Raw genomic sequence first — 12,283 nt, forward strand, 5'->3', positions numbered from 1 at the left:
CTCCAAGCACCTCCGCAGCCGCAAGGAGGTGGGCGACGTGCTGCTCGCGTCCGGCGTGCCGACCATCGCCTACCAGGCGGGTGTGGTCATCGGCTCGGGCAGCACCTCGTTCGAGATGATCCGCCACGTCACCGACGTCCTGCCGTGGATGCCCGCGCCGCGGTGGGTGCGCAACCGCATCCAGCCGATCGCCGTGCGGGACGTCCTGTACTACCTCGTCGAGGCGCTCCGGATCCCGGCCGACGTGAACCGCACCTTCGACATCGGCGGGCCGGACGTGCTCAAGTACGGCCAGATGCTCAACGGCTACGCGGTCGAGGCCGGGCTGCCGCAGCGCCGCTTCTCGGTGCTCCCCGTGCTCACCCCGGGGCTGTCCGCGCACTGGTTCAACATCGTGACGCCCATCCCGCGCAAGCTCGCGACGCCGATCATCGAGTCGCTCCAGTTCGAGTGCGTCCAGCGCGAGCACGACATCGACGACGTCGTCCCCCGTCCCGAGGGCGGCCTGACCTCCTACCGCCGTGCCGTGCGGCTCGCCCTGACGAAGATGCGCGACGGCGAGGTCGAGACGAGCTGGCGCAACGCGACCCTCGCGGCGACGTCCGCCGACCCGCTGCCGAGCGACCCCGAGTGGGCCGGCCACACGGTGTACGTGGACGACCGGAAGCGACACTCCTCGGCCAGCGCCGCGGACGTGTGGCGGGTCGTCGAGTCGATCGGCGGCGAGAACGGCTGGTACTCGTTCCCGCTGGCGTGGGTCGCCCGTGGGTGGCTCGACAAGGTGGCCGGCGGCGTCGGGCTGAACCGGGGCCGTCGCGACCAGCGCCGGCTCGAGCAGGGCGACGCGCTCGACTGGTGGCGCGTCGAGCAGCTCGAGCGTGGCCGGTACCTCCGCCTGCGGGCGGAGTTCAAGTCCCCGGGCCGCGCCTGGCTCGAGATGACCGTGACGCCGAGCGACGACGGCGGCAGTGACTACCACCAGCGGGCGATCTACTTCCCCCAGGGGCTGTCCGGGCGCCTGTACTGGTACGGCATCCTGCCCTTCCACGGCGTCATCTTCCCCGGCATGGTCGAGCGCATCACCGCGGCGGCCGAGCGCGAGTCCGAACACACCGAGTCGACGGGGCGGAACTGGACCCAGCAGAATGGGGACCCGCAACCGGCACACGAGGAGGCAGCATGACCACGGAACACCCCAGCGTCCTGTTCCTGGGCGACAGCATCACCGAGCAGGGGTCGTGGGACCAGTGGCTCCCCGGCGAACGCACGAGCAACCGCGGAGTCGGTGGCGACACCACCGACGGCGTGCTCGCCCGGCTCGACGACGTCATCGCGGAGCAGCCCGAGGTGATCGTGCTCCTCATCGGGACGAACGACTTCGGCAACCACCGCGCCAGCGTCGAGCACGTCGTCCGCGGCGTGGAGTCGATCCTCGTGACGCTCCGCCGCGAGCTGCCCGGGGTCCGACTGCTGCTCGTCTCGATCCTGCCGCGGCAGGCCAACTGGTGCGCGAAGATCGAGGAGGCCAACCGCCACCTCCGCCAGTTCGTCGCAACCTGCCACGCGCAGTACCTCGACCTGTGGCCGGCCCTCGCCGACGACGACCACCTGGACGCCCGGTACACCGACGACGGCCTGCACCTGACCGAGGACGGCTACCGCGCGGTCGTCGACGAGCTCCTGCCGGCGCTCGAACGGGTCCGCGACCTGCCCCCGATGTCCCGCTCCATCCAGGCGATCGACCTCGGGGAGACCGGCGCCTGATGCCGCGGAAGGGACGCCCACCGGCCGGGTCGTCGCTGCAGGGCGTGCCGTCGGGGCGTCCGGACGCGCGACGGCCGGCGGGCGCGACCGCCGGGACCGACGGCACACCGTCGTTCACGCGCCCCGCACTCGCGCCGTCGCTGCTCGCCGCGGTGGTCCTCGTCGCCTTCGTGGCGATCGTCGACTCGTCGGCGTTCGTCTTCGTCCGCTGGGGGGTGACGGTGCTCGCCCTCATCGTGCTCGTCTTCGCGGTCCGCGGCCGGGCGTGGTGGGCCGTGGCCCTGACGGCCGCGATCGCGGTCTGCTGGAACCCGGTCGTCGTCGTGCCGATCCCGGGACAGGTCTGGGCGGCCCTGCAGCTCGTCGCGGCCGCGGCGTTCATCCTGGTCGGGATCTCGGTCAAGGTGCCCCGTGAGGCGGACGCGGGGCGTGCCTCCCGGCCGTGACCGGCACGCGCTCGCGTTCTCCCGGCGGACGGTAGGATCGCAGGAGCCGGGCACGGGGTCCGGCTGACGCGACCCGAAGGGCATGGATGAGCCACGAGACCGAGCCGGCGACCGAGAGTCCTCTGCTGAACCCTCGACCGTCCTCCGGCGGTCTCGACCGTCCCGACGTCGTCGTCCGCAAGGGACGGCTGACCCTGGTCAACGGGCACCTCACGCCCCAGCAGTCGATGATCGAGGACCTGTTGTTCCTCGACGACGCCCTCACCGCCGGTGACGTCGACCACCTGCTCATCCGTGGCAACGACCGACGGCCGGTCATCGCGGTCGACGAGCGGGACCGCCAGCGCGCCGAGAGCGCCGTCATGGCGGCCGCAGCGAACGAGCCGCTCTACGCCAAGCCGCCGGGGGAGCCCGCGGTCCTCGTCGTCGACGACGGCCTCGGCAACGCCGACGAGCCCGTGCTCCGGGTCTTCCGGCCCCGCCTCGAGCCCCTCGGTCGCCTCCGGTACGGCGCCGAGACGAGCGTGCAGCTCGAGTTCTGGCGCGTCACCGACACCGAGGTGCTCGCGCCCGTCGAGAACGCGCTCATGCGCCGCAGCCTGCCGATCGACGAGTTCGTGCTCGTCGACATCGAGCGGTACGGCCGCACCTGGCGGACGGTCGAGCACATGTTCGACGACCACGTCTCCGACATCCGCTTCCCCATCGACATCGTCTTCTCGTGGGTCGACGGCAACGCGATCGAGTACCAGCGCGCCCGTCAGGCCGCGCAGGCGAACGCCGTGCTCGGCGAGGGCGACGACGCCCCGGCCCGCTTCCGGCAGATCGACGAGCTGAAGTACGCGCTCCGCTCCGTGCACACCTTCGCACCGTGGATCCGCCGCATCTACATCGCCACCGACTCCCCGGCGCCGGCGTGGCTCGCGGACCACCCGAAGGTGCGGATCGTGCGGAGCGAGGAGTTCTTCGCCGACCCGTCCGTGCTGCCGACGCACAACTCGCAGGCCGTCGAGTCCCAGCTGCACCACATCCCGGGCATCAGCGAGCACTTCATCTACTCAAACGACGACATGTTCTTCGGGCGACTCGTGGACCCGTCGGTGTTCTTCAGCCCGGGTTCGGTGACGAAGTTCATCCTCGCGACGACCCGCATCGGGCTCGGCTCGAACAACCCGGCTCGAAGCGGATTCGAGAACTCCGCCCGGGTCAACCGCCGCCTCCTGCAGCAGCGGTTCGGCGCCGTCACCACGCGGCACCTCGAGCACGCGCCGACCCCGCTCCGGGCGTCGATCATGACCGAGATGGAGCACGAGTTCGCGGACGAGTTCCGCGCGACGATGGCCTCGCGGTTCCGTGCGGCCGAGAACATCTCCGTCACGAACTCGCTCTACCACTACTACGCGCTGCTCACGGGGCGGGCCATCGTGCAGGAGAACGCGCCGGTCCGGTACGTCGACACGACGATGCAGTCCGGGCTCAAGGCGCTCGAGGACCTGCTCAAGAAGCGGAACGTCGACTTCTTCTGCCTCAACGACGGCAGCTTCCCGGAGGTCTCCGACGAGGAGCGCACGCGGCGGGTGACGGACTTCCTCGAGAAGTACTTCCCGTTCCCGGCGCCGTGGGAGCAGCCGACCGACTGAGCGGGCTGCGGCCGGTCCGGCCTGTTCCGGGCCGGTCGCCTCCGCGCGAGCGGGTCCTTCCTGTCACGCTCGGCGCGCGGGCGCGACGAGTCGTGCCCGCCGGACGACCGCGCGCGGCACGTCGTGGCCGTTCGGCGGACGCGAACATCCACAGTGACGGACGGGAGGCCCGGCGCGCGTCCGGCAGGGACGTCACCCTCCATCGCTGTCCGGCATGCAGCGACATCCGGCCATCAAGGACAGGTGGCCGTCAGCGACGTGACGGCCATCAAGGACGGATGGCGGTCAGCGACGGATGGGGGAGGTGGGCACCGTGTCCAGGGTGAACACCGGGATGCTCGACGTGACGGGCGCCGGCTCGACGGCCGGAGCGATGGTGATGCCGGCCGCACCGAGACGCGCCTCGGTCTGCTCCGCGGACACCGGCTCACCCACCGTCGAGTAGTGGCCGATCGGCACAACGGAGTGCACGACGTTGTTGCCGTACACGTGCACGAGGTTGAACGACTGCGCGCCGTCCTGGCCCCGGGTCCCGCCCTGGTACTCGGTGAGGTCCTGGGTGTAGCAGGTGGCACTCGCCACGGACACGGGCACACCCGCGAACACGGCGCTCGTCGAGTAGTGCAGGTGTCCGGCGATGATCGAGATGACGTCCGACCCCTCGACGACCTCCGCCAGCGCGGCCTGGTCGCGCAGCTCGACGAGCACGGCGAGGTCCTGCACGCTCGGCACCGGCGGGTGGTGCATCGCGAGGATCGTGCCGTGCGGCGCCGCCTCGGACAGCACCTCGGCGAGCCAGTCGAGCTGGGCGGGGGAGACCTCGCCGTGGTGCGCCCCCGGCACGCTCGTGTCGAGGGTGATGACGCGGAGGCCGTTCACGTCGTAGACGAAGTCGACCGGACGGTCGGTCGGCTGGAGACCGAAGAGCTCCTGCCGGAAGGCACCGCGCTCGTCGTGGTTCCCCATGGCCCACACGACCTGCGCACCGAGGCGCTCGGCGGCCGGCTCGACGATGTCTCGGACCCGCACGTAGGCACCGGGTTCGCCCTTGTCCGCCACGTCGCCGGTGATGACGATCGCCTCGGGCCGCGTGCCCGATGCCTCGATGTCGGCGATGATCGCGGAGAGTCGCGCGGCGGAGTCGACGTCGCCGTAGAGCGCGCCGTCACCCGCCACGAGGTGGGTGTCGCTGAGGTGGAGGAGGAAGTGGTTCGGCCTGGGGTGTTCGGCCGTCCGGCTGTCCATCGGTCTCTCGTTCCGTTGGCGGATGCGTGGTGCAACACGTTGCCACACCGTCCTGGACGAGTCCAGCACGACACCGTGAACTGGGGGTGAACCGGAAGCGGGGTTTCGCCGAACCGGAACGAACGAGCCCCCCGACCACGATGTGGTCGGGGGGCTCGTTCGGTGGTGCTGGTATTCAGTGGTTGGCCGCACCGAGCGCCGGGGCCTGGGCCTGGTGGTCGCCCTCCAACTCCGGGCCGTGGTGTGCGGCGTGCGCGGCCTCGAGCTCGGCCTTCGTGACCGGCGCGATGCGGTCCTCGAAGAAGAAGCGGGAGACGTTCGCACGGACCTTCTGCACGCCGGTGATCCGACCCTTCGCATCCGGGCGGACCATGAGCGGCTTGTACTCGTTGAACTGCAGGAGCTTCCAGCGCTCGTACTCGTCGAGCTGCTCGTGCACCTCGATGTACTCGCCGTGGGGGAGTCGGACGATGCGGCCCGACTCGTAGCCGTGCAGGACGATCTCGCGGTCCTTCTTCTGCAGCGCCAGGCAGACACGCTTCGTGATCCAGAAGGCGACGAACGGGCCGAGGACCGTCGTGGCCTGGATCACGTGGATCACGTGCTCGATCGACACCATGAAGTGCGTCGCGATGATGTCCGACGAGGCAGCGGCCCACAGCGACGCGTAGAGCGTGATGCCGGCGGCACCGATGGCCGTGCGGGTCGGGGCGTTGCGCGGACGGTCGGCGAGGTGGTGCTCACGCTTGTCGCCCGTCACCCACGCCTCGAGGAACGGGTAGGCGAACATCGCGATGATGAGGGCCATCAGGACGGCGATCGGCGCGAGGATGTTGAACGACACCGTGTAGCCGAACCACACGACCTCCCAGTGCGGCGGCACCAGACGGAGCGCACCGTCGGCGAAGCCGATGTACCAGTCGGGCTGGGTACCGGCGGACACCGGGGACGGGTCGTACGGGCCGTAGTTCCAGATCGGGTTGATCGTGAACAGCGACGCGATGAGGGCCAGGATGCCCGCGACGATGAAGAAGAAGCCACCGGCCTTCGCGGCGAACGCCGGGAGGATCGGGACGCCGACGACGTTCTCCTCGGTCTTGCCGGGTCCGGCGAACTGCGTGTGCTTGTTGATGACGACCAGCACGAGGTGGACGCCCAGCACGGCGACGAGGATCGCCGGCAGCAGCAGGATGTGCAGCGTGTAGAGGCGGCCGACGATGTCGGTGCCCGGGAACTCGCCGCCGAAGAGCAGGTAGGCGATCCAGACGCCGATCACCGGGACGCCCTCGATCATGCCGACGATGATGCGGAGACCGTTGCCGGAGAGCAGGTCGTCGGGGAGCGAGTAGCCGGTGAAGCCCTCGGCCATGGCCAGGACCCACAGCACGAAGCCGAAGACCCAGTTGAGCTCACGCGGCTTGCGGAAGGCACCCGTGAAGAACACGCGGGCCATGTGCAGCATCACCGAGGCGACGAACAGCAGGGCGGCCCAGTGGTGGATCTGCCGGACGAACAGCCCGCCGCGGATGTCGAACGAGATGTTCAGCGTCGACTGCAGGGCGGTCGACATCTCGACGCCCTTGAGCGGCACGTAGGAGCCGTTGTAGACGACCTCGGTCATCGACGCCTGGAAGAAGAACGTCAGGAACGTTCCCGAGAGCAGGACGACGACGAAGCTGTAGAGCGCGACCTCGCCGAGCATGAAGCTCCAGTGGTCGGGGAAGATCTTGCGCCCGACCTCCTTCACGAGGCCGGAGATGCTGGTGCGCTCGTCGATGTAGTTGGCGGTGGCCCCGATGAGACGGGACCCGCGCGTCGGCTCGGGCCGGGTGGCCGTCGTCGGTGCGCTGGTGGTGGTGGTGCTGGTCATCAGCGTTCACGCTCCCAGAAGGACGGCCCGACCGGCTCGTGGAAGTCGCTCTGTGCGACCAGGTAGCCGTCGTCGTCGATCGCGATCGGAAGTTGGGGGAGGGGACGTGCAGCCGGGCCGAAGATGACCTCGCAGTTGTTCGAGACGTCGAACGTCGACTGGTGGCACGGGCACAGCAGGTGGTGCGTCTGCTGCTCGTAGAGCGCGACCGGGCACCCGACGTGGGTGCAGATCTTGGAGTAGGCGACGATGCCGTCGTAGCCCCAGTCCTCGTGCCCCTTGCTGGGGTTGAGGTCCTTCGGGTCGAGACGCATGAGGAGGACGGAGGCCTTCGCCTTCTCCTCGAGCATGTGCTCGGAGTCGAGCATGCCGTCCGGGATGACGTGGAACACCGAACCGATCGTGACGTCGGACGCCTTGATCGGCAGGCCCGTCGGGTCCTTGGTCAGGCGCATGCCCGACTTCCAGAACGTGTGGCGCAGGAGCTCGTTCGGGTCCTCGGCGGGGGCCAGGTCACGGACGAGCACGATGCCCGGCAGCGGGAAGGCCGCCAGCGCACCGATCATCGAGTTGCGGATCAGCTTGCGACGGCTGAAGCCCGACTCCTTGTCGGCGAGCTGGAACGCCTCGACCGCCTTGGCGCGGGTCGCGTCGGTGCCACGGGTGCCGTGGCGCATCTCCGAGATCTCGCGGTCGACGACCAGCGACTTGCCCCAGTAGACGGCGCCGAGGCCGAGTGCGAGGAGGGCGAGCGCGATCGAGAGGCCGAGCCAGAGGTTGCCGGCACGGACGGTTCCGAAGTCCTCGGGGTCGATCGGGAACGCGACGTACGCCGCGATCGCGAGGACGCTGCCCACGACGGAGAGGTAGAAGAACGTCGCGACCTGACGCTCGGCGAGGCGCTGCTTCTTCGGGTCGACGTCGGTGCGGCGAGGGCGGTGCGGCGGCTCGCCCGGGTTCTCGAACGGCTCGGCGGGGACGACAGCCGTCCCGACGGAGGTGCTGGTCGTGCCGTGCTTCTCGACAGCCGAGGACGAGTTCAGTGCCTCGTCGTCGTGCTCTGCCATGGTGTTCCCTTCAGTGTCGTTCGACACGGACGATCAGTTGGACTTCGCCGTCAGCCAGACGGTCATCGCGACGACGGCACCGAGGCCGAAGATCCAGATGAACAGACCCTCTGCCACCGGGCCGAGGGAGCCGAGGGCGAACCCGCCGGGCGACTTGTTGTCCTGCACGTACTTGAGGTACGTGATGATGTCGGCCTTCTGCTCCGGGGTGAGGTTCAGGTCGTTGAACACCGGCATGTTCTGCGGGCCCGTGACCATGGCCTCGTAGATGTGCTTGCCGGACACCGACTGCAGGTTCGGGGCGTACTTGCCCTCGGTCAGGGCGCCACCGGCACCGGCCACGTTGTGGCACATGGCGCAGTTGATGCGGAAGAGCTCGGCGCCCTCGGCCGCGTCACCCTTGCCGTCCGTCAGCGACGAGGACGGGACCGACGGGCCGGGGCCCAGCGAAGCGACGTAGGCGCCCATGGCGTCGACCTGCTCGTCCGTGAACTGAGCGGGCTTCTCCTCGGCCTGGGGGCCCTGCGCAGCCATCGGCATGCGGCCGGTGCCGACCTGGAAGTCGACCGACGCGGCGCCGACGCCGATGAGGGACGGGCCCTCGCCGGTGCCCTGGGCATCGAGCCCGTGGCAGGTGGCGCAGTTCGAGGCGAAGAGCTTCTCGCCCTCGTTCACCTGGGACTGGCTCGACGCAGCGGTGGTGGTGCTGTCGTCGGCGTTGGCCGTCGAGCTGAACAGCGCGTACGCGCCGCCGGTGGTCATCAGACCCACGACGATGAGCGACACGGTCGCCATCGGGGAGCGGCGGCCCTTCTTGGACTTGCTTCTGTTGAACATGCGGTGGGGGCTATCCAGTTCCTACTTGAGAAGGTAGATGACGGCGAAGAGGCCGATCCAGACGACGTCGACGAAGTGCCAGTAGTACGACACGACGATCGCGGTGGTCGCTTCCTTGTGACCGAAGTTCTTGGCGGCGAAGCCGCGGCCGAGGGTCAGGAGGAAGGCGATGAGACCACCCGTGACGTGCAGGCCGTGGAAGCCGGTGGTCATGTAGAACGCGGAGCCGTAGGCGCTGGACGACAGCGTGACCCCGTCGTGCCAGAGGTGCGCGTACTCGAAGAGCTGGCCGCAGACGAAGATCGCGCCCATGCAGTAGGTGACGAAGAACCACTCCGTCATGCCCCAGTCCTTCGGGTTCCAGCTCGTGCGGTGCACCTGGAAGCGCTCCGCGGCGAACACCGCGAACTGGCAGGCGAAGCTGGACAGCACCAGGATGATCGTGTTCACGGAGGCGTAGGGCACGTCGAGCTTGGAGGTCTCGGTGGCCCAGAGCTCGGGGGACGTGCTGCGCAGCGTGAAGTAGATCGCGAACAGGCCGGCGAAGAACATGACCTCGCTGCCCAGCCACACGATCGTCCCCACGGCAACGGCGTTCGGCCTGTTCAGGACCGGACCGCTGGCGGATCTGGAGAGAGGGGTGCTAGTCACGTGTTCCATTATGGCCGAAACCGGTGACAGTGTTTTCGCAGCAGACTGGCGGGTCTTCCGAACTCAGTACGATCGAGGCATGTCGCTCCCACTCTCCTGGCCCGCGGTGATCAGCGCCCTCATGGCACGCGAGGACCTCACGATCAGCCAGTCCACGTGGGCCATGGAGGAGATCGTGCAGGGACGTGCGACCCACTCCCAGATCGCCGCCTTCGCCGTGGCGCTGCGGGCGAAGGGCGAGACGGTCGACGAGGTCGTCGGGTTCCGCGACGCGATCCTCGACGCCGCCGTACCGCTGGACGTCGACCCGATGGCGCTCGACATCGTCGGCACCGGGGGCGACGTGGTCGGCACCGTGAACGTCTCGACGATGGCCGCGATCGTCATCGCCGCCTCGGGCGTGCCGGTCGTCAAGCACGGCAACCGCGCGAGCTCCTCGAAGTCCGGGTCGAGCGACGTGCTCGCCGCGCTCGGGCTCGACCTCTCCATGGACGCGGTGCGCGTCGCGGACACCTTCCGGCGTGTCGGACTGACCTTCGCCTTCGCGAGCGCCTTCCACCCGGGCTTCGCGCACGCCGCCCCCGTCCGTCGCGAGATCGGCGTCCCGACGGTGTTCAACTTCCTCGGGCCGCTCGTGAACCCGGCGCGCTGCGAGGCGAACGCCGTGGGCGTGGCACAGCTCGAACTGGTGCCGATCATCACGGGCGTGTTCCAGACCCGGGGCGCGACCGCGTTGGTCTTCCGGGGGGACGACGGGCTGGACGAGCTCACGACGACCGGGCACTCGCACATCTGGGAGGTCACGGGCGGGCGGGTCACCGAGCACGACCTCGACCCCCGCGACCTCGGCATCGCCCGCGCCCGCACCGAGGACCTGCTCGGCGGCGACCCCGAGCACAACGCCGCGGTCGTCCACCGCGTGCTCGCCGGGGAGACCGGACCGGTCCGCGACATCGTCCTGCTCAACGCCGCTGCCGGTCTCGTGTCCTTCCGCCTGGCCGAGGACCCGGAGCAGGCCGACCGGCCGATCCTGCAGCGCTTCCGCGAGCAGCTCGTCGTGGCGGCGGACGCGGTCGACTCCGGCGCCGCGGCCCGCAAGCTCGCCGACTGGGTCGGCGCGGCACCCGCTGCCTGAGCACCACCAGCGCACGCACGAGAGGCGCGGTGCCGGTCCGTGGGACCGGCACCGCGCCTCCAGGCGGTCACCTCAGCAGAGCGTCAGCGCACGTCCTCGTCGACCCAGTCGAAGGTCTTCGTGACGGCCTTCTTCCACAGGCGGAGCGTGCGGTCGCGCTCGGCGTCGTCGAGCTGCGGCTCCCAGCGCTTGTCCTCCTGCCAGTTGGCGCGGAGCTCGTCGAGGTTCGCCCAGAACCCGACGGCCAGACCGGCGGCGTAGGCGGCACCGAGGGCGGTGGTCTCCGCGACGACCGGGCGGACGACCGGCACGTTCAGGATGTCCGCCTGGAACTGCATGAGCGCGTCGTTGGCGGTCATGCCACCGTCGACCTTGAGCTCGGTCAGGTCGACGCCGGAGTCGGCGTTGACGGCGTCGAGGACCTCGCGGGTCTGCAGCGCCGTCGCCTCGAGGGCGGCACGGGCGATGTGGCCCTTGTTGACGTACCGGGTCAGACCCACGAGCGCGCCGCGGGCGTCCGGGCGCCAGTACGGCGCGAACAGGCCGGAGAACGCCGGCACGAAGTACACGCCGCCGTTGTCCTCGACGGTCTTGGCGAGGGCCTCGACCTCCGGTGCGCTGCCGATGATGCCGAGGTTGTCGCGGAGCCACTGGATGAGCGAGCCCGTGACGGCGATCGAGCCCTCGAGGGCGTAGTGCGTCTCCTGGTCGCCGAGCTTGTAGCCGACCGTGGTGAGCAGCCCGTTCTCCGACCGGACGATCTCCGTGCCCGTGTTGAAGATGAGGAAGTTGCCGGTACCGTAGGTGTTCTTCGACTCGCCCTGGTCGAACGCCGCCTGCCCGAAGGTCGCGGCCTGCTGGTCGCCGAGGATGCCGGCGATCGGGACCTCGCGGAGCAGGCTCGAGGACTCGACGTGGCCGTAGACCTCGGAGGAGCTGACGATCTCCGGGAGCATCGACTTCGGCACCCCGAAGTCGGCCAGGATGTCGTCGCGCCACTGCAGCGTCTCGAGGTCCATGAACAGCGTGCGGGACGCGTTCGTGACGTCGGTCTTGTGGACGCCGCCGTCGGTGCCGCCGGTCAGGTTCCAGAGGACCCAGGTGTCGGTGGTGCCGAACAGCAGGTCGCCCGCCTCGGCCTTCTCGCGCGCACCCTCGACGTTCTCGAGGATCCAGGCGATCTTGGTGCCGGCGAAGTACGTCGCGAGGGGCAGGCCGACGACCGCCTTGTAGCGGTCGGTGTCACCGTCGGCGAGCTTGTCGACGATCGACTGCGTGCGGGTGTCCTGCCAGACGATGGCGTTGTAGACGGCCTTGCCGGTGTTCTTGTCCCAGACCACCGCGGTCTCGCGCTGGTTCGTGATGCCGACCGCCGCGACGTCGTGGCGGGTGATGTCGGCGCGGGACAGGGCCTGGCCGATGACCTCGCGGACGTTGTCCCAGATCTCGGCCGGGTCGTGCTCGACCCATCCCGCTCGCGGGAAGATCTGCTCGTGCTCCTTCTGTCCGACGGACACGATCGAGCCGGAGTGGTCGAAGACGATGGCGCGCGTCGAGGTCGTGCCCTGGTCGATGGCGACGATGTAGTCGGCCATGGGTTCTCCTTGGGGGTGTGTTCGGTGTGGTGG

The 12,283-nt window shown here is 69.5% G+C and carries 11 protein-coding genes; 5 read left to right on the forward strand and 6 right to left on the reverse strand.

Annotated features, from left to right (window positions below; translation table 11 throughout):
* The 4 genes from H7A69_RS08545 to H7A69_RS08560 all read left to right on the forward strand — a co-directional run.
* Positions 1-1,183 (forward strand): SDR family oxidoreductase (locus tag H7A69_RS08545; protein ID WP_182046663.1); only part of this gene is annotated, 1,183 nt, incomplete at its 5' end.
* On the forward strand, positions 1,180-1,764 hold the full coding sequence (locus tag H7A69_RS08550) for a GDSL-type esterase/lipase family protein (RefSeq protein WP_182046664.1): 585 nt from the start codon (positions 1,180-1,182) through the stop codon (positions 1,762-1,764). The genes H7A69_RS08545 and H7A69_RS08550, both read left to right, overlap by 4 nt.
* Positions 1,764-2,210 (forward strand): DUF6804 family protein, encoded by a 447-nt coding sequence (locus H7A69_RS08555; protein ID WP_259346147.1) that lies wholly within the window; start codon positions 1,764-1,766, stop codon positions 2,208-2,210. The genes H7A69_RS08550 and H7A69_RS08555 overlap by 1 nt, the downstream gene beginning before the upstream one ends.
* Positions 2,211-2,296: 86 nt before the next feature.
* A complete protein-coding gene (locus H7A69_RS08560; protein WP_182046665.1) occupies positions 2,297-3,850 on the forward strand; it encodes a stealth conserved region 3 domain-containing protein in 1,554 nt (517 codons plus the stop codon).
* 285 nt (positions 3,851-4,135) lie between these two features.
* Here the strand turns inward: H7A69_RS08560 and H7A69_RS08565 are convergent, their stop codons facing one another.
* The 5 genes from H7A69_RS08565 to H7A69_RS08585 all read right to left on the reverse strand — a co-directional run bounded on the left by H7A69_RS08565 (position 4,136) and on the right by H7A69_RS08585 (position 9,529).
* Complete coding sequence (locus tag H7A69_RS08565; RefSeq protein WP_182046666.1) at positions 4,136-5,095, reverse strand: phosphodiesterase; 960 nt, start codon at positions 5,093-5,095, stop codon at positions 4,136-4,138.
* 175 nt (positions 5,096-5,270) lie between these two features.
* A complete protein-coding gene (locus tag H7A69_RS08570) occupies positions 5,271-6,965 on the reverse strand; it encodes a cytochrome b (protein WP_182046667.1) in 1,695 nt (564 codons plus the stop codon).
* Positions 6,965-8,032, reverse strand: coding sequence for a ubiquinol-cytochrome c reductase iron-sulfur subunit (locus tag H7A69_RS08575; protein ID WP_069710891.1), 1,068 nt, complete (start codon positions 8,030-8,032; stop codon positions 6,965-6,967). The genes H7A69_RS08570 and H7A69_RS08575 overlap by 1 nt, the downstream gene beginning before the upstream one ends.
* Before the next feature lie 33 nt (positions 8,033-8,065).
* A complete protein-coding gene (locus H7A69_RS08580; protein ID WP_069710890.1) occupies positions 8,066-8,869 on the reverse strand; it encodes a cytochrome c in 804 nt (267 codons plus the stop codon).
* 21 nt (positions 8,870-8,890) lie between these two features.
* Positions 8,891-9,529, reverse strand: a complete 639-nt coding sequence (locus tag H7A69_RS08585; protein WP_069710889.1) for a heme-copper oxidase subunit III — start codon at positions 9,527-9,529, stop codon at positions 8,891-8,893.
* Between the two features lie 70 nt (positions 9,530-9,599).
* Here H7A69_RS08585 and trpD point away from each other — a divergent pair, with 70 nt between their 5' ends.
* The gene (gene trpD, locus H7A69_RS08590; RefSeq protein ID WP_182046668.1) at positions 9,600-10,655 is read left to right on the forward strand and encodes an anthranilate phosphoribosyltransferase; all 1,056 of its coding nucleotides are present in this window, start codon (positions 9,600-9,602) and stop codon (positions 10,653-10,655) included.
* 83 nt (positions 10,656-10,738) lie between these two features.
* On the opposite strand, the gene glpK is transcribed toward trpD, so the two are convergent.
* Positions 10,739-12,250 carry a glycerol kinase GlpK gene (glpK, locus tag H7A69_RS08595; protein ID WP_182046669.1) on the reverse strand — a complete coding sequence of 504 codons (1,512 nt, stop codon included), beginning with the start codon at positions 12,248-12,250 and terminating at the stop codon, positions 10,739-10,741.
* Between the last annotated feature and the right edge of the window lie 33 nt (positions 12,251-12,283).

The sequence above is a fragment of the Curtobacterium sp. ME26 genome (assembly GCF_903970945.1).
Lineage (GTDB): Bacteria > Actinomycetota > Actinomycetes > Actinomycetales > Microbacteriaceae > Curtobacterium > Curtobacterium citri.

What these genes read in the sequence shown, in the direction of transcription:
- H7A69_RS08550 (WP_182046664.1), top strand. Translation starts at nt 1,180, where the DNA reads ATGACCACGGAACACCCCAGCGTCCTGTTCCTGGGCGACAGCATCACC.
- H7A69_RS08555 (WP_259346147.1), top strand. Translation starts at nt 1,764, where the DNA reads ATGCCGCGGAAGGGACGCCCACCGGCCGGGTCGTCGCTGCAGGGCGTG.
- H7A69_RS08560 (WP_182046665.1), top strand. Translation starts at nt 2,297, where the DNA reads ATGAGCCACGAGACCGAGCCGGCGACCGAGAGTCCTCTGCTGAACCCT.
- H7A69_RS08565 (WP_182046666.1), bottom strand. Translation starts at nt 5,095, where the DNA reads ATGGACAGCCGGACGGCCGAACACCCCAGGCCGAACCACTTCCTCCTC.
- H7A69_RS08570 (WP_182046667.1), bottom strand. Translation starts at nt 6,965, where the DNA reads ATGACCAGCACCACCACCACCAGCGCACCGACGACGGCCACCCGGCCC.
- H7A69_RS08575 (WP_069710891.1), bottom strand. Translation starts at nt 8,032, where the DNA reads ATGGCAGAGCACGACGACGAGGCACTGAACTCGTCCTCGGCTGTCGAG.
- H7A69_RS08580 (WP_069710890.1), bottom strand. Translation starts at nt 8,869, where the DNA reads ATGTTCAACAGAAGCAAGTCCAAGAAGGGCCGCCGCTCCCCGATGGCG.
- H7A69_RS08585 (WP_069710889.1), bottom strand. Translation starts at nt 9,529, where the DNA reads ATGGAACACGTGACTAGCACCCCTCTCTCCAGATCCGCCAGCGGTCCG.
- trpD (WP_182046668.1), top strand. Translation starts at nt 9,600, where the DNA reads ATGTCGCTCCCACTCTCCTGGCCCGCGGTGATCAGCGCCCTCATGGCA.
- glpK (WP_182046669.1), bottom strand. Translation starts at nt 12,250, where the DNA reads ATGGCCGACTACATCGTCGCCATCGACCAGGGCACGACCTCGACGCGC.